The organism is Methanosarcina barkeri MS, assembly GCF_000970025.1.
GTDB lineage: Archaea > Halobacteriota > Methanosarcinia > Methanosarcinales > Methanosarcinaceae > Methanosarcina > Methanosarcina barkeri.
Genome location: NZ_CP009528.1, coordinates 252,881 through 279,584 on the forward strand (window position 1 = coordinate 252,881; position 26,704 = coordinate 279,584).

At 38.5% G+C, this 26,704-nt stretch carries 17 protein-coding genes and 1 CRISPR repeat array (1 of these 18 only partly in view); of the genes, 11 read left to right on the forward strand and 6 right to left on the reverse strand.

Annotation, left to right across the window (positions count from 1 at the left end; genetic code table 11):
- Positions 1–2,647: a CRISPR direct-repeat array (repeat unit 37 nt; unit sequence GTTTCAATCCTTGTTTTAGTGGATCTTGCTCACGAAT); it begins 4,780 nt to the left of the window's first position.
- A gap of 617 nt (positions 2,648–3,264) precedes the next feature.
- The 7 genes from MSBRM_RS01150 to ltrA all read left to right on the forward strand — a co-directional run bounded on the left by MSBRM_RS01150 (position 3,265) and on the right by ltrA (position 13,837).
- A complete protein-coding gene (locus MSBRM_RS01150) occupies positions 3,265–4,923 on the forward strand; it encodes an ABC transporter substrate-binding protein (protein ID WP_048120505.1) in 1,659 nt (552 codons plus the stop codon).
- 665 nt (positions 4,924–5,588) lie between these two features.
- On the forward strand, positions 5,589–7,250 hold the full coding sequence (locus MSBRM_RS01155; RefSeq protein ID WP_080943654.1) for an ABC transporter substrate-binding protein: 1,662 nt from the start codon (positions 5,589–5,591) through the stop codon (positions 7,248–7,250).
- A gap of 377 nt (positions 7,251–7,627) precedes the next feature.
- The gene (locus tag MSBRM_RS01160; protein WP_048120503.1) at positions 7,628–8,620 is read left to right on the forward strand and encodes an ABC transporter permease; all 993 of its coding nucleotides are present in this window, start codon (positions 7,628–7,630) and stop codon (positions 8,618–8,620) included.
- On the forward strand, positions 8,617–9,474 hold the full coding sequence (locus MSBRM_RS01165) for an ABC transporter permease (RefSeq protein WP_048154172.1): 858 nt from the start codon (positions 8,617–8,619) through the stop codon (positions 9,472–9,474). The genes MSBRM_RS01160 and MSBRM_RS01165 overlap by 4 nt, the downstream gene beginning before the upstream one ends.
- Positions 9,475–9,703: 229 nt before the next feature.
- Positions 9,704–10,762 (forward strand): ABC transporter ATP-binding protein, encoded by a 1,059-nt coding sequence (locus MSBRM_RS01170; RefSeq protein ID WP_230668996.1) that lies wholly within the window; start codon positions 9,704–9,706, stop codon positions 10,760–10,762.
- Positions 10,752–11,363, forward strand: coding sequence for an ABC transporter ATP-binding protein (locus tag MSBRM_RS01175; protein ID WP_048154174.1), 612 nt, complete (start codon positions 10,752–10,754; stop codon positions 11,361–11,363). Before MSBRM_RS01170 ends, MSBRM_RS01175 begins: the two co-directional genes overlap by 11 nt.
- 995 nt (positions 11,364–12,358) lie before the next feature.
- The gene (gene ltrA, locus MSBRM_RS01180; protein ID WP_048154177.1) at positions 12,359–13,837 is read left to right on the forward strand and encodes a group II intron reverse transcriptase/maturase; all 1,479 of its coding nucleotides are present in this window, start codon (positions 12,359–12,361) and stop codon (positions 13,835–13,837) included.
- Positions 13,838–15,392: 1,555 nt separating this feature from the next.
- On the opposite strand, the gene MSBRM_RS18625 is transcribed toward ltrA, so the two are convergent.
- The 5 genes from MSBRM_RS18625 to MSBRM_RS01205 all read right to left on the reverse strand — a co-directional run bounded on the left by MSBRM_RS18625 (position 15,393) and on the right by MSBRM_RS01205 (position 22,429).
- Positions 15,393–16,922, reverse strand: a complete 1,530-nt coding sequence (locus tag MSBRM_RS18625; protein ID WP_080943655.1) for a PKD domain-containing protein — start codon at positions 16,920–16,922, stop codon at positions 15,393–15,395.
- Positions 16,923–18,302: 1,380 nt separating this feature from the next.
- Positions 18,303–18,548, reverse strand: a complete 246-nt coding sequence (locus MSBRM_RS01190) for a hypothetical protein (protein WP_048120496.1) — start codon at positions 18,546–18,548, stop codon at positions 18,303–18,305.
- A gap of 482 nt (positions 18,549–19,030) precedes the next feature.
- Positions 19,031–20,158: an isocitrate/isopropylmalate dehydrogenase family protein gene (locus MSBRM_RS01195; protein ID WP_048120494.1), complete on the reverse strand. Its 1,128-nt coding sequence runs from the start codon at positions 20,156–20,158 to the stop codon at positions 19,031–19,033.
- Between the two features lie 96 nt (positions 20,159–20,254).
- On the reverse strand, positions 20,255–20,743 hold the full coding sequence (locus MSBRM_RS01200; protein ID WP_048120492.1) for a 3-isopropylmalate dehydratase small subunit: 489 nt from the start codon (positions 20,741–20,743) through the stop codon (positions 20,255–20,257).
- 348 nt (positions 20,744–21,091) lie between these two features.
- Entirely contained in the window at positions 21,092–22,429 is a 1,338-nt protein-coding gene (locus MSBRM_RS01205) for an ATP-binding protein (RefSeq protein ID WP_048154180.1), read from the reverse strand.
- 184 nt (positions 22,430–22,613) lie between these two features.
- Between MSBRM_RS01205 and MSBRM_RS01210 the strand changes: the two genes are divergently transcribed.
- Positions 22,614–23,249: an NAD(P)H-dependent oxidoreductase gene (locus MSBRM_RS01210; RefSeq protein ID WP_048154182.1), complete on the forward strand. Its 636-nt coding sequence runs from the start codon at positions 22,614–22,616 to the stop codon at positions 23,247–23,249.
- Between the two features lie 95 nt (positions 23,250–23,344).
- Here the strand turns inward: MSBRM_RS01210 and MSBRM_RS01215 are convergent, their stop codons facing one another.
- Positions 23,345–24,415 (reverse strand): formate--phosphoribosylaminoimidazolecarboxamide ligase, encoded by a 1,071-nt coding sequence (locus MSBRM_RS01215; RefSeq protein WP_048120489.1) that lies wholly within the window; start codon positions 24,413–24,415, stop codon positions 23,345–23,347.
- A 189-nt stretch (positions 24,416–24,604) separates the two neighbouring features.
- Between MSBRM_RS01215 and MSBRM_RS01220 the strand changes: the two genes are divergently transcribed.
- From MSBRM_RS01220 to MSBRM_RS01230, 3 genes are read left to right on the forward strand one after another with little or no spacing between them, the layout of a single operon-like run.
- Entirely contained in the window at positions 24,605–25,522 is a 918-nt protein-coding gene (locus MSBRM_RS01220) for an ArsR/SmtB family transcription factor (protein WP_048123323.1), read from the forward strand.
- 8 nt (positions 25,523–25,530) lie between these two features.
- Complete coding sequence (gene truA / locus MSBRM_RS01225; RefSeq protein WP_048120487.1) at positions 25,531–26,340, forward strand: tRNA pseudouridine(38-40) synthase TruA; 810 nt, start codon at positions 25,531–25,533, stop codon at positions 26,338–26,340.
- A gap of 52 nt (positions 26,341–26,392) precedes the next feature.
- On the forward strand, positions 26,393–26,686 hold the full coding sequence (locus MSBRM_RS01230) for a hypothetical protein (protein ID WP_052712644.1): 294 nt from the start codon (positions 26,393–26,395) through the stop codon (positions 26,684–26,686).
- The last annotated feature ends 18 nt before the right edge of the window (positions 26,687–26,704 follow it).

Below are 26,704 nucleotides of genomic sequence, written 5' to 3' on the forward strand. Positions count from 1 at the left end.
CTCACGAATTGTCATTAGATCATTTACCCTCGGTGCCGGTAGTGTTGTTTCAATCCTTGTTTTAGTGGATCTTGCTCACGAATGATAAGAAGGAAGGCCTTTTCAGGAATCGCATATATGTTTCAATCCTTGTTTTAGTGGATCTTGCTCACGAATAATAAAGGAGGGCGTTTTGAATGAATGATGATGTTGAGGGTTTCAATCCTTGTTTTAGTGGATCTTGCTCACGAATCCGAAAGCGTTACCGGGTTCCTCACCAATATGTATTAGTTTCAATCCTTGTTTTAGTGGATCTTGCTCACGAATCCAAAAAATTAAGAAAGATCAAACATCCTGAGCTCGTTTCAATCCTTGTTTTAGTGGATCTTGCTCACGAATGCTCGAGACAGTAGAGCTGTTCAAGCTGCAAGAAGTCTGTTTCAATCCTTGTTTTAGTGGATCTTGCTCACGAATACAGTCAATTGGATTGTATATCCTTTCTCCGTTCTTGGTTTCAATCCTTGTTTTAGTGGATCTTGCTCACGAATGCAAAGGGTTTGAGCGGGATATCAAAGTGGAAGGGTTTCAATCCTTGTTTTAGTGGATCTTGCTCACGAATTGTGTTTATAATGTGTTTTGTATCAAAGAGGGGAATGTTTCAATCCTTGTTTTAGTGGATCTTGCTCACGAATGAAACTAAAAAATTGAAAGGCAGACCGTCAAAAACGTTTCAATCCTTGTTTTAGTGGATCTTGCTCACGAATGACGCGAACGACCGTATGGAAACAGCGTGTATTCATTGTTTCAATCCTTGTTTTAGTGGATCTTGCTCACGAATTCTGAATTAGTCCAGGTATGATCAAAAGTTTCGAGTGGTTTCAATCCTTGTTTTAGTGGATCTTGCTCACGAATTCTGAATTAGTCCAGGTATGATCAAAAGTTTCGAGTGGTTTCAATCCTTGTTTTAGTGGATCTTGCTCACGAATTTCCCCATTGGGTGTATAATAGCCCCTGAATCCAAGAGTTTCAATCCTTGTTTTAGTGGATCTTGCTCACGAATCCGCTGGCATTAGCTGAGCTATCAGAGTCAATGATGTTTCAATCCTTGTTTTAGTGGATCTTGCTCACGAATATAAAAGAGCACAATATCTCATTAGTAGTTGTTTGTTTCAATCCTTGTTTTAGTGGATCTTGCTCACGAATATGAGTGCATATTCACAACATTATCCAACTTTAAAAAGTTTCAATCCTTGTTTTAGTGGATCTTGCTCACGAATAGATGGAAAGTATGAATTCTTTGTCCACTGCTATTCTAAGTTTCAATCCTTGTTTTAGTGGATCTTGCTCACGAATTGGGAGCCACTAACAATTCCCGAAGAGTGGTTATCTGGTTTCAATCCTTGTTTTAGTGGATCTTGCTCACGAATGTTGATATGTCAAATGACGAATACGAAACGATCACAAGTTTCAATCCTTGTTTTAGTGGATCTTGCTCACGAATTTCTTGCAGTTCCTTCATTCAAAGGGGTTGTTTCATCGTTGGTTTCAATCCTTGTTTTAGTGGATCTTGCTCACGAATTGTTCAGAGGTTATTTTCCCTCCGAACCCTGTAGGTTTCAATCCTTGTTTTAGTGGATCTTGCTCACGAATGATACTGGATTTTGTAAAGGTGGAAAAGAGTGGAGTTTCAATCCTTGTTTTAGTGGATCTTGCTCACGAATATTTTTGAATGTCTCCAACCGTCCCCGGTTCTCTGTGTTTCAATCCTTGTTTTAGTGGATCTTGCTCACGAATAAGAGGTAAAAGAGTCAAACTTCTTGAACGTATTGAGTTTCAATCCTTGTTTTAGTGGATCTTGCTCACGAATACCTCTTTAAATTCATTCAAATTGTATCCACAATTTTGTTTCAATCCTTGTTTTAGTGGATCTTGCTCACGAATTCGGAGAAGCTGCTGGTCCAGCATTATCAATTATTTCGTTTCAATCCTTGTTTTAGTGGATCTTGCTCACGAATATATCTGTGTATTACAATAGGCTGCAAATACTACACTGTTTCAATCCTTGTTTTAGTGGATCTTGCTCACGAATACCCTATCTTCAAAAGTATCAATTTTAAAAGCAGAAAGTTTCAATCCTTGTTTTAGTGGATCTTGCTCACGAATATATCGTCAGAGTCTCCTAGAATCATATCAGAAAGTTTCAATCCTTGTTTTAGTGGATCTTGCTCACGAATTTTTGGATTTTGTAGCACCCGATACTATTTTTTGTTTCAATCCTTGTTTTAGTGGATCTTGCTCACGAATGTTAAATTGGGGTTGAATATTGCACCATCGATTTTGTTTCAATCCTTGTTTTAGTGGATCTTGCTCACGAATCTGTAACAGTTGGCACAAATCCTCGCGGGGTTGCTGGTTTCAATCCTTGTTTTAGTGGATCTTGCTCACGAATCGGCTTATTAGACCTAGAAATCATATTTGAATAGGTGTGTTTCAATCCTTGTTTTAGTGGATCTTGCTCACGAATTCGTTTTCCAGTGGAAACTAAGCTATTTATATACGTTTCAATCCTTGTTTTAGTGGATCTTGCTCACGAATTTGAGTATGTTCCTGAAGAAGAACAGTATCCACTATGTTTCAATCCTTGTTTTAGTGGATCTTGCTCACGAATAGGGCAAAAATTTCCGTTATTTGGCTAGAAAAGGCCTGAAATGAGTCCTTTTTTGGGGTTGAAATTCTTGCTGGAAAATTATCAAACCCTTTATAAATACAAGAAAAACAGGGTTTCTAGCAGTTTGGAAACATTCTGGTATATGCCTTTCTTTCTATTTAACTTTTGTATTTTAAGTCGTCTTAAATAAATTCAAAAGCCGGCCTAATTCAATAATGTTTTTGTTATTTTTTAAAAACACCAAGTTTAAACTATTTTTCTTCATCCAGATACTGAATTCAATCCAAAACTAACAAACGAATAAAAATAATATTTTGTATTATTTAATTTTATAAAATTAACATATTTGTATCACATATATTTAGGAATGTATTTATAACAAAACGAGTGTAGTCTAATTCATCTTAATTTTTATCAAAAAAATATTACTATATTGTTATATTTTCTCTATATCGTGTTATTTAATTGATCTGAGATTACTGAAAACACTACTGGTAGGTAATACTATTGCAATAATTTTATGTAATTCTGAAAAAGGAGGAGTTTAAATCAAGAAAAATCAGCAATATATCTTAATAGGGTCAATAGCCATAATTATTGCTGCTGCTATTGTTTTCATACCGGGTGACGAGCCAGCTAGTCCGTCTTCCGGAGTATCGAATGAATCGGTTTCCAGAGGCTCGAATGAGTTAGCTTCCGGAGATTCTAATGAATCAACTTTCCAGGGCTCGGATGAGTTAACTTCTGGAGATTCAAAAAAATCAACTTCCCAGGGCTCGGATGAGCTGGTAGCAGCCGTAGGGACCCATGGTGGAGAACCGGAAGCCGGTTTTAACCCGATTACCGGATGGGGTTACAGCAGTGAACCGCTGGTCCAAAGTACTCTTTTTAAAAAGGACAGTAATGGGTCTCTGATCAATGATTTAGCGACAAATTATTCTGTTAGTGACGATGGGTTTACCTGGACTGTTAATATAAGAAATGATGTTAAATTCCATGATGGGGTACCTTTAACTGCCAGAGATGTAGCATTCACGTTTAATACAGCAGCAAATTCGAGTGGAGTCGATCTTTCAGTGCTGAAAAATGCGGTAGCCCTCGACAACTACACAGTTGAATTCAAATTAAACGACCCGCAAACGACTTTTATTCACAAGCTTTCAGTTATCGGGATTGTGCCTGAACATGCTTACAATGAGACTTACGGAGAACATCCAATCGGGTCAGGCCCATATCGATTCGTAGAATGGGATAAAGGCCAGCAGGCAATCTTTGAAGCAAATCCGGATTACTACGGCCAGAAGCCGTACTTTAAGAAATTAACTTTACTCTTCATGCAGTCCGACACGGCTTTTGCAGCAGCTAAATCAGGACAGGTTGACATAGCTGAAATTCCTTCTTCCTACGCTAATCAGAAAGTCGATGGAATGAAAATAGAGTCCCTTAGTTCCATTGATGCTCGCGGAATAACATTCCCAATGCAGCCCGACACGGGAAAGAAAACGGAAAATGGCTATTCAATCGGAAATAATGTAACCTCCGATCCTGCGATAAGAAAAGCCCTGAACATCGGAATAGACAGGCAGGCCTTAATCGATGGAGCATTAAACGGGCAGGGTGAAGAGGAATTTACTGGAGTGGACAAACTACCCTGGGGCAATAAGGACGCTATATTCGAAGACGGAAAAGTAGACGAAGCAAAGAAGCTTTTAGCGGACGCTGGCTGGAAAGATACCGACGGTGACGGTATTCTTGAAAAGAACGGGACGAAAGCAGAATTTACCTTATTGTATTCCTCAAACGCCCAGGAAAGGCAAGCTTTAGCCGTTGCACTGAGCGAAGAAGCTAAAGAACTGGGAATAAACATTAAAGTCGAAGGTAAGAGCTGGGACGAGATTGATACCATGGCGCATTCAACTCCTGTAGTTTTCGGTTATGGTTCGCTTGATCCGACGGACTTATACCTTAGATATTACAGCAAAAGCTACGACCCTGCAAACTACAACAATATAATACTGTACAACAATTCGGTCGTGGATAACTATCTCAGGACAGCCATAACCAGCACTGATCAGAACACTGCCAATAAAAACTGGCAACTGGCTGCATGGGATGGAACAACTGGATTTTCTGAAAAAGGAGACGCTACCTGGCTCTGGATTGCAACTATCAATTACATGTACATTATGGACAAGGATATAGACATCGGAACCCCAAAAATTCAGCCTCACGGTGCCAATATCTTCGGTAATATCCTGGAGTGGAAACGTACATAAAATTAAACCGGAACTGGATTTTAGAAGGAACGGTCACGAAAGTCTCTTCGTAAGGCTGAGGACCGTTCCTTAAAGTTTTTAGTAAAACTGAGGATGAAAAACTCCGCAGTGTGACTCTTTTTTGGTAAATTTGATTGAAATTTATATTTTGCCTTTGCTCTCTTTCAGGATCGCCAGAATCTATACTTCTTTCAGTATTCAACACATCGACTATTTTAAAATTCAGGAAAACGTGTGAGGTTTTTTATTTAGTATTACTAAACTACTTGAAACTACTGTTTTTTATTTAGTATTACTAAACTACTTAAAACTACTAATTTGTAACACATATATTTCGGAATGTATTTATAGTAAATTGTTTTAATTGATTTATCTTAACTTTACTAATAAAAGTAATATTTTATTATCAAGTTTTATCACGAAAATCTTATTTCAGTCGAATACCCCGCTAGCTTGCTGCGGGGTGCGCCAGTGCAACTTTGATTTAATATAAAATTTCGGATCATCTGGTCAAGTTTAAAAATCCTTACTTGACAGTTAAATTCTTGTTTAAATGTTCGGGATTCTGGTAAAATAGAGGAGGTATTTATATTCAGAAAAATCAACAGTATCTACTGATAGGGACAGTAGTCATAATTATAGCGATTATTTTTATTTTAACATCAATGGGCGATCCGATTATCTCGTCATCCCAGGTTTCTGATGAATTAGTTTCCGGGGGCTCGGATGAATTGGTTCCCGAGGACTCGGATGAATCAGTTTCTAGGAACTCAGATGAACTAGTTTCTAAAAGCTCTGATGAACTTGTGGTGAATGTAAATTCACATACAGGTGAACCCGAAACCGGATTTGACCCACTTCTTGGATGGGGGTGCGGGCATGTGAATTTTGAACCACTTATACAGAGCACTCTTTTTAAATCAGCTGATGATGGAAGCATAATAAACGATCTTGCTACAAATTATTCTATCAGTTCGGATGGGAAAAACTGGACTGTGTATATAAGAGATGATGTCAAGTTCACGGACGGTGAAAACTTAACCGCAGAAGATGTGGCATTTACGTTTAATACCGCAATTGGAAGTAACTCCGAACTGGATATGAGTAATCTCGAAAAAGCCACTGCAATAAATAATACTGTAGTTGAATTCAAACTGAAAGAACCTCAGTCCAGTTTCATATGGAGACTCAGATACGTTGGGATTGTACCAGAACATGCATATAAAAAAGAAACCTACGGATCCAATCCGATAGGATCTGGGCCATATAAATTCGTAGAATGGGATAAGGGCCAGCAAGCAATCTTAGAATTAAACGAAAATTACTATGGAAAAAAGCCGTACTTCAAAAAAATAACCCTGCTGTTTTTGGATAAAGATACTGCGCTTGCAGCAGTAAAATCCGGTGATGTGGACATAGCTGAGATTGAGATTAGCCATGCAAACCAGACCGTAGATGGGTACAAGTTAGTAGCTCTTCCGGCAGCAAGAGCTCAGGGCCTATCCTTCCCTATACAGAATAACACAGGCAAAAAAAGCCTTCAGGGAGATCCAATAGGCAATAATGTCACAGCAGACATAGCAATTCGAAAAGCCTTAAACATCGGTATAGACAGAAAAGCCCTGCTTGAAGGAGTTATATACGGAAAAGGAGCCGTAGAATATACCGGAGTAGACCAGCGGAACTTTGGGAATCCTGAAGCGAAAGTTAATGATTCAAATCCCGAAGAAGCCATAAAAATACTGGAAAACGCAGGCTGGAAAGACACCGATGGCGATGGAATTCGGGAGAATAACGGAACAAAGGCTGAATTTAAGTTATACTACTCTGCTGCGGATCAGACAAGGCAAGCTCTATCGGTAGCTGTAAGTGAACAGGCCAAAGAATTAGGTATAAAAACAGACCTTGTAGGAGCAAGCTGGGACGAAATATATGCTAACCAGTACAGTTCTGCTGTGTTATACGCATACAGCAGCATAGATACCTTTAATCTCTACCAGCAGTACCACAGCAAAGAAGCCGACAATACATACAAAAATCCCGGCCTTTACAATAACTCTGTTGTAGACGGATATCTGGAAACAGCTTTAAGATCTACAGATCAGGACCAGGCTACAAAATATTGGAAGTTAGCTGCATATGACGGAAATACCGGTTTTGGGCCAGCAGGAGATGCTACATGGTTATGGTTGGTGACTATTGACTACCTCTACATGGCAGACGAAACCCTGGATATTGGTACTCCACAAAAAAACTCAGGAGCAGATGTTTTAGGAAATATCTACGAATGGAAAAGAGTAGACACAGCCAGCTCGACTTTCAAATGAGGAGTTAATCCTGCAAGTATGGGTAATTAATCCTGTAACTATGGTTGATTAATCCTGCAGTTCGCGAATAGTCAATCTCGTAATTAGCAAGTAATTAATTCCATAGTTAACGAGCAATAAATTCGGCATAGTGAATAACTGAGCTTTTAATTCTGATCTTGCAGGTTCAGTTACTTACTTTTTCCTTTCTTTTTATCCAAGGCTGGGTTAATGTGACTGATTGGAAAAGGTAATAAAATGACTATTTTACCAGATTTAACTCCATTCTAACTTAAAAAAGTGCAAGAACTCCTAACAATTCCTGGAAATCGTTTACAGACTGGTATTCACGTTAAAATGGATATTATTATTGGAATAATTATGCACGAGGGAGTAGCGTGTCAAACAATGAAAAAATAGTGGGCTTCGTCGGAAAAAAGGCCCTCAGGTTGGCAAGCCTTTTGATTATAGTTTGTCTTGCAAGTTTCATGCTTATCCAGTATTCGCCTATAGATCCCGTTAGAGCCTATATTGGGGAAATGCCAGTAACCGCAGAACACAAAGCTAAACTTGAAGCTTACTGGGGGGTTAATATCCCTCCGCAGGAAAAGTTCCTGAACTGGGCTGGAGATATTCTTAAAGGAGACTTTGGGACTTCACTGATTTATAGGGTTCCAGTTATTGATGTCATTAAAGAACGATTTACAGCTTCCCTTGTTCTAATGGGAATTTCTTGGCTGTTTTCAGGAATTTTAGGTTTTGCTTTAGGAATAATAGCTGGTGCAAAGCAAGGTACGTGGGTCGATAAGGCAATAAAGATTTATTGTTACGCTCTGGCTGCTGCACCGACATTCTGGTTAGCACTGATTCTTCTGATAGTGTTTTCAGTATATTTGGGCTGGTTCCCAATAGGATTACGTGTACCTATAGGGGTTACAGCCGAAAATGTGACGTTTTTTGATTGGTTTAAGCGTTTAATTCTCCCTGCACTAACTTTGAGTCTATTAGACATTGCCAAAATTACAATGTTCACTCGAGAAAAATTAATCGAAGTCCTCTCCAGTGATTATGTCTTATTTGCAAAGGCAAGAGGTGAAAAAGGGCTGGATCTGGTATTGAGGCATGGAATTCGAAACGTTGCACTTCCGGCCATTACCCTGCAGTTTTTAGGATTCAGTGAACTGTTCGGGGGCACAGTTCTGGTTGAACAGGTATTCTCATATCCCGGAATCGGACAGACTGCAGTAGCAGCAGGACTGAAATCCGATGTACCGCTGCTTTTGGGAATAGTCATCTTCAGTACTTTATTTGTATTCTTCGGAAACCTGATTGCTGATATTATCTATGAATTTGTTGACCCCAGGATAAAGCAACAGGAGGCATTAATGTGAGCACTACTGTTGTGACAGTTAACAGGGGACTATTTAGAGGATTAAATCTCAGGCAGAAAACGCTTCTGATAATAGGTTTCACTTCACTTTTATTACTTTCAATTGTGGTTTCCAGCGTGTTTTTAGGTGAGGAACCGCTACATACCAATTTCGGCTCTAAAAACCTTGCTCCTTCCCTGGAACATCCATTCGGAACAGATTGGATGGGAAGAGACATGTTTATAAGGACTCTGGAAGGACTGGGTTTAAGTATACTGGTTGGAGGGCTTGCTTCTACAATCAGCACTGTATTGACCGTAATTTTAGGATTACTTTCAAGTGCAGGAAAAACTGCAGACTCCTTTGTGTCGTGGCTGGTAGACCTCTTTCTTTCAATTCCTCATCTGCTTTTAATAATTCTTATTTCCATCGGAATGGGAGGAGGAGCAACAGGAGTTATTACAGGAGTTGCATTAACGCACTGGCCGAGCTTAACAAGGGTTGTAAGAGCAGAAATCAAGCAACTGAAAACCCAGGAGTACATTCATATCTCCAGGAATCTTGGCAGGTCAAAATGGTGGATAGCTATAAGACACATTCTACCTCATCTGGTTCCCCAGATACTGTTAGGCACGATTTTAATGTTTCCACATGCTATTTTGCACGAAGCTTCAGTCACATTCCTGGGGTTCGGACTTTCACCACACGAACCTGCAATCGGTATAATTCTTTCCGAATCTATGAGGTATCTTTCAGCAGGATACTGGTGGCTTGCATTTTTCCCGGGATTATCGCTGTTAATTGTAGTTCTGGCATTTGATATGATTGGAGAAAGTTTAGGAAAGCTGATGAATCCGAAAAATGCTCATGAATAAATTTCTTTTGTTACTTAATTCAAAATTTATTGGAGTTGAGATTTACTGGAGTTGAAATCTACTGGATTCAAAATGTGCTGGATTCAAAATGTGACGGATTAGAAATGCTGGATCTAAAATGTGCCGGATTCAAAATTTACTAGATTCAAAATGTGCTGGATTAGAAATGCTGGATCTAAAATGTACTGAATAAAAAATATTTTAGATTTACATCTGGAGAGCGTGAAATATGGAAAATAAAGCTGAAATAAACCCTGAAAAAGAGTTAGCTACTAGACTTGAAACAGTTGCTGGAAAGGATAAAACAGTTACTGGAAAAAGGGATAAATCAATTGCTGGAGAACGGAAAAAAACTGAAGCTCTGTTGAACGTAGAAGATCTTTCGTTGTCGTTTACTCAATATTCGTTGGGCCTTAGACAGACTGAACTGAAAGTAATTTCTAATTTGAGTATCCAGGCTTATAAAGGTGAAATTCTGGCTATCGTAGGGTCAAGTGGATCAGGTAAAAGTCTTCTGGCTCATGCGATTTTAGGAATTTTGCCTTCAAACGCAAAACTAGAAGGTAAGATAGAATACGATGGTAAAGAACTTACCCAGAAAAGAAAAGAAGAAATGAGAGGCAAAGAAATTGCCCTGATCCCACAAGCTATAACCTATCTTGACCCTTTAATGAAAATCTCAAATCAAGTAATAGGATGCGTTGAAAAGAAAAAAGAAGGCTTAATGAAGAAACTTCAAAGAGAAATTTTTCAGAGATACGATTTAAAGCCCGATGTCGAAAGAATGCTCCCTCATGAGCTCTCAGGAGGAATGGCTCGAAGAGTTCTGGTTTCGACTGCTGTAATAAGCTCTTCCAAACTCGTAATTGCGGATGAACCAACTCCGGGGTTAGACGAAAATACTTTGAATGAGACTCTGAGTTACTTCAAAGACATGGCAGATAAGGGATGTGCAGTGATACTCATAACTCATGACATTGAAGCTGCATTAAAAATCTCCCATAAAATTGCAGTATTTTATGCAGGTACGGTTCTGGAAGTAGCTAACGTTGAAGACTTTAAAAATAATGGTGGGAACCTAAGACATCCGTATACCCGTGCACTCTGGAATGCCCTTCCCCAGAACAAATTCCAGGCAATCAAAGGTCATCAACCGATGCAGGATGAAGTCACTGACGGATGCATTTTCTATGAAAGATGTTCCAAAAAGAAAGCTAGCTGTTCTCATGGAACTCCTCAATTGAAACAGCTCAATGGAGGGATGGTGAGGTGCAATAATGCGTCTTAAAGGTGAGAATATAAGTTTCGGGTATAAAAAAAATAGTTTGATTTTAAAGGATGTTAATATTTCTTTGGGCAGCGGAGAAGTACTGGGCCTGATCGGGGATAGTGGAAGCGGAAAATCAACTCTCTGTAAGATCTTAACAGGCTACGAAAATAAGTATCAGGGAAAAGTAAGGCTAGATGCAAAAGAAATTCCGTCAAAAGGCTATAACCCGGTCCAGCTCGTCTTCCAACATCCGGAAAAAGCTGTAAATCCTAAATGGAGAATGAAAGATATTCTAAACGAAGGACACCTTGTTTCACAGGATATTATAGAGGCATTTGGAATAAAAAATAACTGGCTTAACCGATGGCCCAATGAGCTTTCAGGAGGAGAACTCCAGAGATTTGCCCTTGCAAGAGCTTTAAGCCCTAAAACCAGGTTTTTAATTGCTGATGAAATTACTACAATGGTAGACGCTATTACTCAAGCTCAAATCTGGAGTATCGTTTTAAATATCGTCGAAGAACTTAATATTGGAGTACTGGTCGTAAGCCATGACCAAAATTTAATTAATATGTTATGTCAAGATACCATTTATCTAAAAGACATAAATAATGTTTGACAAAAACACTGAATCGGTTTTTAAAAGAATGGGCAGTGTGCCAATTTTTCTGTAAAATCACAAATCTCAAAAGGTTAATGGGTAGAAAATTTCATATCTAGAGATCAATTTTCTCCATAGTACGAAAAAACTTGACTTCAAATTTACAGCAAATTTGAAATGTTGCCATATTATCGAAAGTAATACTATTAACAAATACTACTACTAATAATAATAACAATTTATATTTTTATCTATAAATATATTAATTAATATAAAAATTTGAGTATTTTTCTTAATTTTATTGACTTAATAAATAAAACCGCAATTGGTAATACATGTCTATGTTTTTCTGTTGATAGTCATTCCAAAGAATATGTAATAATCTTTCAAAAATTGTTAGCTAGAGTCTTGATTTTTATAATCTGGTATTTTTACCTTCGATACGTGTATCTGACTTTCCGCAGGTGCGACAAGAAGCTATACTATGAATTGCGTCATACGCTACCTTTTCCATTTGAGGTAATCCTACTGTGACATGCATAAATGGTAACGTTTGTGTGTGAAGCTCACACGACAATATCAAGAACTCAAGGAACCTGGCTTTGATAATTGGTTAGGATAAGAGAATACTATGAAGAACGTAAAGTGAACCATCGTAAGAATCGTGAAGTCAAATAAGCGAAAGAAGGTTGACACGCTTAAACCAAAAGGTACGGAATCAGGTTGTAATGGGTCTGCGGACATTATGGCAAATGGACAAAGGATTCTCGGTTTATAGATGGCTTCTAAGGTATTCACATTATTTGTAGTATGGAACTTGGTAAACCCTATATGCTCCTTCTTCTTTTTTTTTGAAAAAAAAGAAAGGTAGAGACCCTGTGAAGGGAATTAATGGCATAGAGGGCAGAGGATTTAGGCAAAAAGCGAAAGCCATTTTGTAATGAAATGGATAGGGGTTCAAACTTTGCCCTAGCCCTAAAGGGTGCAGACTTGCTTATTTTGTATTCTATTGTATGAAAGGAGGCAAACTTCTGAATGTAAGTTATTCAACGATATCCTTACGGGATAAGAAGCTTACAAACGCTCAACTCTACCAGAAATGGAAAACAATCAACTGGCATGAAGTCAAAACGAGAGTTAATAAGTTGCAAACCCGGATTACAAAAGCAGTCCTACAAAACAAATGGAATCTTGTCAAGAGATTGCAGTATTTACTAACTCATTCCTATTCCGCCAAACTTCTGGCCGTAAGAAGAGTTACTCAAAATAAAGGAAAAAGGACACCTGGAATTGATGGCGAAAAATGGTTAAGTTCTGCCTCCAAAATGAAAGCTGTCCTTAGTCTCACTGGTAAAAGATACAAAGCCAAACCGCTTAAACGAGTCTTCATCAATAAACCTGGTAAGAAGAAGAAACGTCCATTAGGTATCCCTACAATGTATGACAGGGCTATCCAGTCTTTATATTCACTGGCTCTGGAACCAGTAGCTGAAACTAAGTCTGACCTACGGTCTTTTGGTTTCAGAAATAATCGAAGTGCCAGGGATGCCTGTCAGCAAATCTTTCTATGTCTGAGCAAGAAAAATTCAGCCCAATGGATCTTGGAAGGTGATATCAAAGGATGTTTCGATAATATAAATCATAAGTGGTTGCTAACTAATGTTCCTATAGAAAAGTCAATACTGACTCAATTTCTTAAAGCAGGTTTTATATATAAGCATCATCTGAATCCAACGAAAGCAGGCACGCCGCAAGGTGGGATTATCTCTCCTATTCTGGCTAATATGACATTGGATGGTATCGAGAAGTTGCTCCTTGCTAAGTACCCTAAAAGAGGGAAAAATTCCAAGAAGGTCAACTTCATAAGATACGCTGACGATTTCATAGTCACTGCTAATTCTGAAGAAACTGCGAAAGAAATACGGGATGTAATTGTTATTTTTCTTAAAGAACGAGGTCTTGAGCTCTCCGATGATAAAACCCTTATCACAAACATTAATGAAGGCTTTGACCTCCTCGGCTGGAATTTCCGCAAGTATAAAGGTAAGCTTCTGATCAAACCTTCCAAAAAGTCCACTAAAATATTTACTGAAACAATCAGTCAAACCATAACGGAAGGAAGAGCATGGTCTCAGGAAGTCTTAATTTCCAAACTAAATCCCATAATAAGAGGCTGGTCCAACTACCATAATTCCGTGGTTTCTTCGGATACTTTCCAGACACTCGATCATAGAATCTGGGAGCTGTTATGGAAATGGGCTAAAAGAAGACATCCGAATAAATCCAAAGATTGGATTGTTAACAAATACTGGAAAAGAAGCACTTCCAGAAGGTGGAATTTCAGAACAGGAAGAAACGAGTTATTGCTTTTATCCCAAACTAGAATACACAGACATATTCCTTTGAAACTACAAATGAATCCGTTTCTTGACACGAATTATTTCCGTGAACGTCAATACAAATTAAGTTTCCGGAAAGGACATTCCATTTGAAAAAAAAAAAAAAGACTGCTGCCTGATACAGAAAAGGTTATAGAATGCTTGAGCCGTATGAAGGGAAACTTTCACGTACGGTTCTTAGAAGAGGGAGAGCGAGTAATCGCTCTTTCTTATTCAACATGTCTATTCAATTTTCACAATTTTTCTTGCTATCACTTTTTCTGAAAATTACCCTGATTATTCAAGCTTCATTGAAAGCTTCTAACCTCTATTTCCGGAAGTTTCAGTTGATAATAATTGCAAATTATTGAGCAAATGCACAAAAACGATAGCCGGAAAAATGTTCTTCTTTTCAAGACATCTGCGGAAGGTCGGGTGTATTTAGTGGAAAAAGTTTAAGAATAACATGTAGGCACTTTTTTATGTCTTCAGTTACCGCTTTTGATACATTTTAAAAAGAAGAAAATAGACCATGGAGGGATAAATTTCTTTTTTCTAGGAAGGGCTGTTAATAATTCAATAATTTAAAAAACTTTTACAAAATATACACTTTTTATGTTTCTGTTGCAAAAAAAGGTAACTTATACCAAACTGAAAAATACATAGTTTTTCACACAAAAGCTATGCATTAAAAATTCAAATTTGCCGTTTTTTGTCTCTATATTAATAATATTCAAACTTTGAATTTACCAGTTATCCTGTAAATGTGAGAAAGAACTACAAAAATTCCCATTAGAAAACCTAGCCATAATGCACAAGAGGCACAATTGTTTTGAGGATTTGAATAATAATAGTTAAACACAATCATTAAAAGTAAGCACAAAGAAAATATGATCTTCCCTTTCAACTCATGATTAACCATTTTGAATGCCTCATTACTATATTTTTGGTTGTTAACTATTAAACATATTTTTTGTTTTTACTAATCAATATCTGTTTTAATATCTGCTTTTGCGGATACACTTGATACTATAGTAAGGCGTATAGTCAGCATTACAAAGAATCAAGTAAATATACAGGTTTTTTTCAAATTATTTCATTCATTTTTATTATCTATTTTTTTTAGTTTTTCTATATATAAAAAAACTATAGTTTATATCATAAAATCATTATTTTCAATATTCGGTTCTATTTATTAATCTTGTGACCTTGTTATTAATTATGGAATTATTAATAAAAATATAATTAATCATAATAATTAATCACTAGTAAAAAATCGTCTTCTAATTCTATATTATGTCACATATTATTTATAATCGTAACGACTAATAAAAATGAAACGTAATAAAGTCTAAAAATAAAGATAGTAATTTAAGCTAAATTGAAAAAATACATCTTTTTTGGCACAAAACCAACAGAATGTCTAACGTTTAATTCTGGCGTCTTTTTATAATGAAGCGTAAAACCACTTGGCTCTGACCTGGAGGTTGTAACGCAAACCTAATTTTTTCCATATAGTATTAACAACGACCTGTTTCAGTACAGAGCTCTCTAGTCTGCTCTTAATTTGTTCCAAAGTCTATGCACAGGTTTTACTACAAAAACAATTTATAAATAATAAACTCCCCACTCTTTTTAGACTTAAACTTCAATTTTTCAATTTAAGGTTTTATTTGTTTTCAGAATATATACTTGGTCTTGTATTTGTTGTCACTTTTATGTAGTTTGTCTTCTTTATCGTATTGCAGCCTGCCACATTGCTCACTGTAAGTGTAACCTTATATTTTCCTTCCTGTAAATACTGATGTTCTGGATTCTGTTCCCTTGAAATTGTCCCGTCTCCAAAACTCCATTTCCATTTGGTCGGTATTCCTGTACTTCCATCAGTAAATTCGACGGTTAATGGTGTTTTTCCTGAGGTCGGAGATGCAGAGAATGCAGCAACTGGTTTTGTTACCACTTTTATATAATCTGTTTTTGTTACTGTGTTACTGCCTTTAGCATTCTTTACTGTTAAGCTAACCGTGTATACCCCTGCTTTTGAATACTTGTGAGTTGGATTCTGGAGGAATGATTTTGATCCGTCTCCAAAGGTCCATTTCCATTTAGTCGGAAGTTCTGTGCTCTCGTCAGTAAAGGTAACCTTTAATGGTGCTTTTCCTTCGGTCGGGTTCGCGGAAAAATTTGCTACAAGAGGTACTGGTTGTGCTTGTTGAGGACCTATAAACTGCCCCAAAGAAACTGGACCAGTTCCTACATTTATTGTGGTTGTAACAGTGTTTGTGTTTGTGTCAATTACAGAGACATTGTCGTGTCCTCCGTTAACCACATATACCTTTGTTCCGTCTGCAGTGACTGCAACTCCATGGGGCGACCAACCAACAGGAACCGTAGCTATGACTGTTTTTGTATCTGTGTCAATTACAGAGACGTCATCGTCGAAAACGTTTGTCACATATACCTTTGTTCCCGCTGGATTGACTGCAACTCCATAAGAAGGATTGCTTCCTACAGGAACCGTAGCTGTAACAGTATTTGTGGCTGTGTCAATTACAGTACAGTTGCCGCCGCTCGCTACATATACCTTTTTTCCATCCGAGCTAACTGCAACTCCCACAGGAAACCCATCTACAGGAATCGTAGCTATGATCGTATTTGTGCCTGTGTTAATTACTGAAACTGTGTCGTCAGTGTTTACCACATATACCTTTGTTCCGTCTGGAGCGACTGCAACCCCCTCAGGCTCCCTTCCTACAGGAACCGTAGCTATTACTGCATTTGTAGCTGTGTCAATTACTGAGACTGTGTTGTCATCGTTGTTTGCCACATATACATCTGTTCCCGCTGGATTGACTGCAACTCCCTCAGGCCACCTTCCTACAGGAACCGTGGCTATTACTGCATTTGTAGCTGTGTCAATTACTGAGACTGTGTTGTCATAGTGGTTTGTCACATATACTTTTGTTCCATCAGAGTTGACTGCAACTCCAACAGGATAGGTTCCTACATTCACAGTAGCTGTAACAGTATTTGTATCTGTATCAATTACTGAGACATTGTTGCTTTCCATGTTTGCAATGTATGCAAATGGCGCCGCACTTGCGACACCCACCAGTATTAAAAAAACCAGTGTAGTTATTCCTAAAACTGCGATGAGGGTATGCTCCCCGTGTGTTTCATCACTTTTCATTTCTTCCATCTCAAGACCAGTAAATTAATTTTAACTTTGTAATAAAACATAATAGCGACGTAACATAATATCAAACTTTTCTCTGTGTAGAAAACGACTACGTTGCAAAAAATAACTATACTCATGTAAATCGGTCGTCCATTTGTATCCAGTTTTTATTATTCCAACGTAATCGAAATAACGTCTACTATCATTCTTTTCCCCTTACTTTGGCGTGTTTATATCCACCGTGTCGCAAAAGTATCAAAACGCAATCAAAAGTCGCGTTAGATATTTTATCAGGTCCCTTTGCAAAAAATTAAGTTCCGTTGCAAAAAATCTGAACATTTTACAAAATCATGGAAAACTTTTACAGTAAGGAGATTTGAGCGATCAAATTTGGGTTAAAATAGTATTTAAAGGAAAGAAAAATAGCCTTAAAATACAGAAAAATTATTTTTGCAATAGAACCAATACTTCTACAACTTTTAATATGTCAGATGTCACAGTGTTTCAATTCTTGTTTTAATGGCTCTTGCTCGCGTTATGACATTGCCTTTAGAATAAGTTTCCAGAACTGTTTTCGTGATCCTACTTTCAGCAGGTCGACATTTCATTTCCTATCATTTTTGCTGATTGTGATTTAAAGATGATGTTACTTTATTGTTTGTAGTTATTAGGTTTACATATGATTTGAACATAATCTCTCATACTAAACTTTAACAGGAAAATAATCCAGTGTTGATATATGTCGTGGGAATCGAGCCAGAAGTTAACCAGCTTTAACTCTAACGTGTATTTATCAAATGTTCAAAAACGGCATCAGTAATAAAATTTAAAGTCCTTATGTCGACCTGCCGAAAGTAGGGTGATCGAAAATTTGATTGATTATTCAAAGCAGATCTTTAATTGGTCCAAAATTTATGTGCAGGATTTACTACAAAATTATATATTAGCAAAAAAGATAACAGAAGTTTTGTCAGTATATTAATAATTCTAAATAATCTTAATATGATTTTGTGTTTGATAATATCACAAATCATTCAAAAACAGTTTATAAATCCCACAGTAACTTTTATCCAGTGCTTCTGTACATGTGTACGAATCCTCTCGATATGCAGTGCATTTCGATGTGTATTCACATTTCGTATCAAACAAATTTCTTGTCCCGAAAACCATGCTAAAAAATTTCATATGATGATATATGCTATCGACATATTTAACTTTATTTTACAGTGTATGTTATGGAACTCCCCACACAGAAACTTTTGTTTTTTTATTTCTAAGTTTTGCGAGGCCATCTCAAAACCTGTTTTATTCTAAGTCACTCAAGAAAATTCTTCTTTTTACTCTCAGGGAATCATGTCTCTGATATCTATATAATACGGACTGAAATCCGGCAAGTTCCCATCAAACGATTTTGCAAATATGCTCCAGGTTTCGATCTGTGGTTTCAGTTTTTTCATTATTGCAAGACAAATGCTCTTTAAAAATTTGAGCTGTAAACGGCAGAAAATGTATAAATCCTGAATTATACTCGTTAATAAGGCTGACTACATCACCAATTTCTTTCCTATCAACAGGCTTTATTGAATATTCAGGCAATATGTCCAACTTTTTATAAGTTGGAATTGCTGGTGTTTTAATTTCTCTCACGCTGGAATATCCCATCTTGCTGAATATGGATTTGGAAGCGTTATTCGACTAGTATACATAGGCATAGGTGTAACTTGATCCTATTTCCAGGACTTTTTCTTCTGCCTTCTTATATCCTCTTATCTACACCCAGAGCACAGTTTTCATTGCCCTGTAGGCACAGTCTTTCTATTTTCAGTAAACTTTGATTATTATCATCACTGAAAGGTCTAATGGAGATCACAGATATACTCCTGATTACTGTTTTTTCCCTTTCAACTAAATCTTTCTATTTATTTATCACATACTAAATATATATTTTTTGTATCCTCTGACTTACATATGATATTTAAATGCAGATATTTTTAAAAATATATTAACGGCTAATGAAAAAGTAGTAATGAACAAGGAATAATGAACAAGGAATAATGAACAAGGAATAATGAACAAGGAATAATGAACAAGGAATGATGAAAAAAAAGTATGGGAAAGGGAGAGTTGAATTATTCTCCCCTTACTATCCTTGTAATGTCGTCTCCGACATCTGAGGTTGTGCTCTTGCCGCCTAAATCGTAGGTTTTGACTTTGCCGTCCAGGATGTTTTTCTGGATTGCATTGACTATGGTATCTGCTGCTTCCTTTTCTCCGAGATGTTCTATGAGCATTGCACCTGCCCAGATTGTGGCAATCGGGTTGACCTTGTTCTGTCCCTTGTACTTCGGGGCTGAACCGTGAATAGGCTCGAACATGCTTGTGCCTTTCGGGTTGATGTTTCCGCCGGGAGCAAGGCCAAGGCCGCCCTGGATCATGGCTCCGAGATCAGTGATAATGTCTCCGAACATGTTCGGGGTTACAACCACATCGAACCATTCTGGGTTTTTCACAAACCACATTGTGACGGCATCAACGAAATTAAAGTCTGTAGTAACGCCGGGATGTTTTGCAGAAATTGCATTGAACTCTTCTCTCCAGAAGCCGTAGATATCGGAAAGCACGTTTGCCTTGTCAACGGAAGAAACGTGTTTTTTCCGGTTCTCAGCAAGGTCAAAGGCGTACTCGATAACCCTATCTGTGCCTTCTTTGGAGATCAGGCCTATCTGGTATCCTATTTCTTCGCTGTCAGTCTCGATATCAAGACCGAATTTTGCGGAGTAGAGCGTTCTTTTTACTTCAAGAAGATCTTTGCTTGCTCCTGTTTTTGCTCGGCCGCCGACCCCTACGTAGAAGTCTTCAGTGTTTTCTCTGACAACCACAAAATCGATATCTTTCGAGGTTTTGTCTTTGAGCGGGGTCCATACTCCGTCAAGAAGTTTTATCGGGCGAAGGTTAACATACTCGTCAAAATAAAAGCGTGCAGTTAATAAGATTCCCTTCTCAAGGACACCAGGGGCAATCCTTGGGTCTCCGATGGAACCAAGGTAAATGGCAGGGTATCCGGATAGCTCCTTTAAAGTATCTTCCGAAATCAGTTCTCCTGTTTCAAGATAATGATCTGCTCCCTGCGGGTATTCAATCCACTCTACATCAAAACCGAATCTTTCGCCAGCGGCATCTATTACCTTTCTGCCTTCGGCGATAATTTCTGGGCCTATCCCGTCGCCCGGGAGGACCGGAATCTTATACTGCGTCATATTTGTACTCCTTTGAAATTTACAGGCAAAACTGCCTTTTTTATTGTGAGATCTCAAACGCGGACAGGGCTGTCTCAGGACAGATTTCCTGTTTTTTTAGCGTTCAGAGACCAGTTTCCTGGCATATTCTATAAGTCCTCCCTCATCCACGATTTCACGCACGAAATCAGGGAGAGGGGTTGCCTGGTAGGTCTCACCTTTTGTCTTGTTTTCAATAGTTCCTGTGGACAGATCTACTTCAAGCTCGTCTCCATCCTCAATCCTGTCAGTGTCAGGACATTCCAGGACAGGAACTCCGATATTTATTGAGTTCCTGAAAAAGATCCTTGCAAAAGATTTTGCAATTACGCAGGCTACCTTTGCTCCTTTCAGGGCAAGGGGCGCATGCTCACGCGAGGAGCCGCAACCAAAATTGTTTCCCGCGACCACTATATCATTTTCATGAACTTTTTTTGCAAATTCGGGGCGTACACCTTCAAACGTGTACTTTGCAAGCTCTTCAGGGGTATTGTAAATCAGGTACCTTCCGGGAATCACTGCATCCGTATCCACGTCGTCTCCGAACTTCCAGGCTCTTCCTTTCATAACATCACCGGTCTTTGTTGCAATTAAATGCAGCTACATTAGAATTTTGGCTCTTCGTTGTTTTGTGTGGATATCCTCGTAATGTCTTCATAAAAACCAATGCGGTCTCGAATTGAAATCATCTTATCCATAGAGAATGACGAAGAGCCCGAATTTTTACAGCCCGAATTTAGCTGCATTCACAGGGTTGAAGTATCACAGGTAATATTTATATTATTTTCTAACATGACTCTAACATGTCTAATATTACTCTAATATTACTCTAATATTACTCTAATATTACTCAAAAATTAGTTAACAATTACAATTCTCTTACTCATCAGTTTCCAAAAAAATCTATAAAATGAGTTACTTTTGTAGTTGAACGTCATTTTTATTGCTTTTTTCTTTGGTATGAGGCTCAAAAGCACTTGGTTCTCCTCCTCCGTGCCAGCTTATTCTTGGACGGATGCGCACAAGATGAACTGACTCGGAATGGTCATCCACTATCAGGGCAGCCCCTCTTTCACTTCCCATCTTCTTAATATATGCCTGGATATTTTCCTGCATATAAAGAGGCCTCGAAGTTTCCAGAGCAAGAATATCATCACTTGCCGTAAGGCGGTGGCAGATAAGAAGGTCACTCTGGGAAACCACATCAGGGTGCAGGCTTGCAGGCCGCTGGGTGGCCAGGACAAGGGAGAGGCCAGGCTGCCGACCCTGTCTGAGGCAGCGGTTAATCAGTACTTTCGAGGCAAGGCCTTCGGTCTTTGCGGGTATGAAAATGTGAGCCTCATCTATAAAGAGCCAGACCATGGGAAATTCTTCTTCATCGGTCTTTTCTCCCATCAGCTTTTTTTCGTAAGCTCTTCTTGCCTCAAGTCTTGCTTCATAAAGCCTGCCTGCAATAATTGATACTGCTGCAGCGCAGACGTTTTCGTTTTCAAGCGTACTCACATCAAGGATAGTTGTTCTTCCCCCTGATACGAGATCTGACAGTTTTGTTCCTTCTTTTGAGAAAAGGCCCCAGGAATTTACTGCTCTAAAGTAATTCTCTGCAGCCCCTTTCGAAGTCTCATCCGAGCGAGGGTCTCGTGCAATCTCACTGAGAATTTCTTCAAAAGAATATGCTTCTCCTTTTTCCCTGAGGGATTCGATTGCCCTTACCAGCAGAATTCCAGGAGGAGAAACCTCTTCGATACTAAAGATCCTGCACCACTGGCTTCCTGAAAGTTTGCTTATTGGGATGGAAAATGGCTTTACATTGATATTCCGCTTTCTGTAAGCCTCAACCTTGCCCACGGGCACGAAAATCTCAATATCGAGCCCGGCTGGAGTGAGTTCCCAATTTTTAAGCTTCCGTGCTTCAAAAGCGTTTGGATATTTCATTGTCCAGAAAATCCCCATAGTATCAATGACAACAGATGCAAGTCTTTTCTTAATAGCTGGCTCAAGAAAGGCAAGTTCTTCAAGCAAACAGCCCATAGTATAGGATTTTCCGTATCCTCTTTTCCCACAGATCAAAATAGCATGAGGCTTCAGGGCATCAAGATAAACGGCTGCTCCCCGCGAGTGGTCAAGTGCCATGTAATTTCCAATTGACAGGAGACCCTTTCCAGGGTTCTCTTCACTTCCAAGTACACGCAGCGTCCCAGTATTTTTTCCCCAAAAAACAGGTCTTAGTTCTTTATTTTCGACTTTAGGCATCTTGATAATATCAGACTGAAAACTATTTAAAATAATTTACGTATCCATAATTAAATAAAAATTCTTTTTTTGAGTTTTTCTTTTTCCTTTCGTATAAGGATGATATCTGAAAAGTCTCAGGCCATGTAGATATGTGATGTCGTCAGTATAACAATATATTCACAGGATAGAGAGGTAGAGTTCGTTGAATGTACTGGTAATTCTTGGACATCCAAGTAAAGGTAGTTTTAATCATGCGATTGCAAATACCGTTATAGAAACTCTTTCAAATAACGGACATGAAGTCTTTTTTCACGATCTTTATGAAGAAAAATTTAATCCGATTCTCTCAGATCAGGAAATTCCTAAAGGTGTCCTTTTAGAAGGTGTAATAGAAGAACACTGCAATGAAATTAGTAAAGCTGAAGGAATCGTTATTATTCATCCAAACTGGTGGGGGCAACCTCCTGCGATTTTAAAAGGATGGGTGGATAGAGTAGTACGTGCTGGAGTAGCATATGAATTTAAAGAAGGAGATAGCGGCGAAGGAATACCAATAGGATTGCTAAAAGCAAAAACTGCTTTAGTATTTAACACATCAAACACACCGAGAGAACGGGAATTGCAAGTGTTTGGGGATCCGCTTGAGATATTATGGAAAAACTGCGTTTTCGATTTCTGCGGAGTAAAAAATTTTCATAGAAGAATGTTTGGGGTTATAGTTACGAGCAAGCTTGAGGAACGATTAGAGTGGTTAAAAGAAGTAAGAAAAACAGTAGATGTGTATTTCCCAATAAGTCCTGAAAAAACTTGTTTGGAAAACCAAAAAATTAAAGGTTAAAAAGGCAGTCAACCTTGAAAAATCTAATTTTTAGAGCTTGAAAACTTAATTATCAATATACTCTAAAAGTTCATTTTCTTGAAGTTATTACCTGCTCAGGATATTATCTTATCGAGCTGGCCTGTTTGAGCTGCTATTTTGATTTCCCTAGCTATTCTTCTTCCAGTTGAGAGGTTTTCTTCCATCAGGTCTGCATAAGGAGAACCTGAAACGTAAAGGTTTGTTCCTGCAACAATTCTGGCCGAGATCTCGAACACTTTAATCTCAAGCGTATCCGTAAAAACAGTCTCAAGGCAGAAAGACCCAATCATCCCGCCAAAGAGGCCAAGAGATTCTTCAACTACCCTTTCTCCAAGAGAGAAGATAAGTGGTAAGAGGGATTCTCTTGCTACAAGGGGCATATTTCCTGTGACTACATATGTCGGACGGATTCCTGCTTCTACGAGTTCTCTGGGTGAACCGAGCCTGAAGATTTCATCCGCGTTGGATTCTACCCTGCGGTCCATGCTCAGAAGTTCAAGGCTGCCCTTGCTTAAAGTGTATCCTTCGTTTCGGATTGGGGAATAAAAGTAATGAAGGTAATAACGGGTCCCGGTAATAAATTCCTGAATCGTGTACTTCTGGGTCCGGTCTATGAGTTCATCGAATTCTTTGTAGGTTTTTGCAACAAAGAAACCTTTTCCTCCTTTTGCCCCGTCGTACTTGACCATTACAGGCCCATTGATGTCGTGAGGATCATCGATTTTCCCGGGCATATGAATGCCTGCTCCGAGCAACCACTCACGTTCTTTATCCCTGTCCGACTCCCATTCAAGCACAGCCCGGTTTCCGAAAGTGGGTACGGCCATCTCTGCAAAATTTTCCGTGCCAAGGTAAGCAACTACTGAGCCGTGCGGAATAATAATGGCATTTTTCTTTCTAAGCTCCTCAACCTTGTTCATTATATCGGCATAGCTATCGACGACAAGATACTCATCGGGTTTTGCTTTGGGAAAAGCCTCATAAAATTTTGGAGGCTTGCCGACGCAGATTCCCAGAGTTCTGAAGCCTTCTTTCCGAGCTCCGTCAAAAATTTGAAGGCTAGAGTGGGAGCAAATTGTTGCAATTGTAATGTTTTCTAAATCGTAATTTTTCAGAAATTCAAGAACCTGCTGTTTTGTGATCATGATTGTTACCAGCGGAAAATTTAGATTAGTATATACAATGTTCTATTTAAGGTTAAGGTCTGGATTCTATATCTAGATATAGTAATGAATGGATATTCTGCCGTAAAAATAAAACTTTATATTTATTCGCGCAAACTAAGGTTATACTCTGAGTTAAAAATAGACAGGTTTTTAATCCAGGAAGTAATTATGGACGGACTTGAAGATCAAGATAGTTTATCGACAGCCGGCAACTCCTTGCCGGGATCTGAGCAACTGGAGCAGAGCGGCAAGGTGCTTGTTCTCCCGGTAAATGGGGAATCCAGAAAGATCACTCAGATCCTTTCCAATGAAACATCAATAAAGATTCTTGAGTTGCTCGGGAAAAAAAGCATGTCTGCAACCAGTATTGCAGAGGAGTTGAAACTTCCCCTTACTACTGTTAAGTATAATCTTGACTCCCTTATAGAGTCCGATCTTATAAAGATCAAACAAATAAAGTGGAGCAAGAAAGGAAGGCAGGTAAAAATCTACGAGTCAGCCGAAAAACTGATCGTCCTCGTTCCTTCGAAAAGCTCTATAGACAGACTTTCTCTCGTAAACCTGCTGCAAAAGTACCTTGGAGTAATAGTAGCTGCCTTTTTTGCAGCCGCGGGTATAGAATATTTTTCAGCTTATATGAAAGCAAAAAGGGTCATTGATGCAACTGCTCCTTTGAGAATGAGGACAATGGAAACATTTGACAATTCTTCTCCAGAGCAAATGGTCCTGGGAATAAACGAGAGCAATAACGTAAGCCCGAAAATAACTCTCGATCAGCAGGTGCCCGAAGAAGCTGCGAATGCAAGCTCTGAGGTTTTGGAATCCGGAGCAGGAAATCTATCCTCTGGACTGGAGTCTGGCCCGACTAAGGGAGTTGCTGAAGTTCCAATGTCCGCTCCGGACGGTTTAAACTCTGTCCCAGGGTGCTCTTCTATCCCTCCTGAAGGGTTAACTCATGCAAGCGGGCTTCATGGGCTTTATGACATGCTTTCTCTTCACCCCGGGTTCTGGTTCCTGTTAGGGTGTCTTTTTATAGTAGTCGTACTGATTGTAAGAGAAGTCTATTATAAGAATAAAGCCAAGTAGAGATTCTTATGAGAGTCGCTTTAAAACTTGCATACATAGGCACCGAGTTTCACGGCTCCCAGATCCAGCCCAATGTTGAGACTGTGGAGGGAGAACTCTTCAAGGCTCTTCGAAACCTCGGGATTATAGAAAGCCCCAAGTCTGCGAATTATACCTGCGCCGGTAGAACCGATGCCGGGGTTCACGCTCTTGAACAGGTTGTCTCCTTTGACACGGATAAATTGAACCTGGCAATTCCAAGGGTAATAAATTCCGAACTGCCCTCCGGAATCTGGGTCTGGGCTCACGCGGAAGTGCCTCTAAGCTTTGATGCCAGAAGAGATGCGGTTTCCAGGCACTACCGCTATGTAATGAGCGGAAAAGAGTATGATATCTCCAAAATCCGGGAAGCTTCAAAATTTCTGCTCGGAACGCACGATTTTGAAAACTTTTCGCGAACTAATGGAGAAAAAAGTACGGTTCGAACCATAGAAAGGATCGATGCCCGCATAGATGGAGAACTTATAAAAATCGATGTTGTTGGAAATAGTTTCCTCTGGAATATGGTCCGGAAACTCGTAACCGCTCTTTCCATGATAGGCAAAGGGGTTCGTGATACTGATTGGCTGCTCCAGATGCTGAATCCGGATATTTATGAAGAAGGAATCGAAGCTGCTCCTGCTTATGGATTGACCCTTCTGAAAGTGAATTATGACGAGAAAATAGAATGGGTTGAAGACGATTACTCTATCCGGAGAGCAGGTGAACAGAACCAGAAACGTATTCTCAGGCATAGGGTTATGGCAGAAGTGCTGGAAGAACTCATTTCCCATGAGTAAAAAGCGCCTTTACAGTATTCTTAACTTTTAACATTTCATTTTGATTTTACTTTTGGACCTTACTTTTGATTTTACTTTTGATTTTACTTTTGATTTTACTTTTGATTTTACTTTTGATTTTACTTTTGATTTTACTTTTGATTTTACTTTTGATTTTACTTTTGATTTTACTTTTGATTTTACTTTTGATTTTACTTTTGATTTTACTTTTGATTTTACTTTTGATTTTACTTTTGATTTTACTTTTGATTTTACTTTTGATTTTACTTTTGATTTTACTTTTGATTTTACTTTTGATTTTACTTTTGATTTTACTTTTGATTTTACTTTTGGACTTTACTTTTGATTTTACCTTTGCTTTGAT

Bases quoted from the DNA above. Each gene is read 5' to 3' on its own strand.
- MSBRM_RS01155 (WP_080943654.1), top strand. From the start codon at position 5,589: ATGGGCGATCCGATTATCTCGTCATCCCAGGTTTCTGATGAATTAGTT.
- MSBRM_RS01170 (WP_230668996.1), top strand. From the start codon at position 9,704: ATGGAAAATAAAGCTGAAATAAACCCTGAAAAAGAGTTAGCTACTAGA.
- MSBRM_RS01175 (WP_048154174.1), top strand. From the start codon at position 10,752: ATGCGTCTTAAAGGTGAGAATATAAGTTTCGGGTATAAAAAAAATAGT.
- ltrA (WP_048154177.1), top strand. From the start codon at position 12,359: ATGAAAGGAGGCAAACTTCTGAATGTAAGTTATTCAACGATATCCTTA.
- MSBRM_RS18625 (WP_080943655.1), bottom strand. From the start codon at position 16,922: ATGGAAGAAATGAAAAGTGATGAAACACACGGGGAGCATACCCTCATC.
- MSBRM_RS01195 (WP_048120494.1), bottom strand. From the start codon at position 20,158: ATGACGCAGTATAAGATTCCGGTCCTCCCGGGCGACGGGATAGGCCCA.
- MSBRM_RS01200 (WP_048120492.1), bottom strand. From the start codon at position 20,743: ATGAAAGGAAGAGCCTGGAAGTTCGGAGACGACGTGGATACGGATGCA.
- MSBRM_RS01205 (WP_048154180.1), bottom strand. From the start codon at position 22,429: ATGCCTAAAGTCGAAAATAAAGAACTAAGACCTGTTTTTTGGGGAAAA.
- MSBRM_RS01215 (WP_048120489.1), bottom strand. From the start codon at position 24,415: ATGATCACAAAACAGCAGGTTCTTGAATTTCTGAAAAATTACGATTTA.
- MSBRM_RS01220 (WP_048123323.1), top strand. From the start codon at position 24,605: ATGGACGGACTTGAAGATCAAGATAGTTTATCGACAGCCGGCAACTCC.
- truA (WP_048120487.1), top strand. From the start codon at position 25,531: ATGAGAGTCGCTTTAAAACTTGCATACATAGGCACCGAGTTTCACGGC.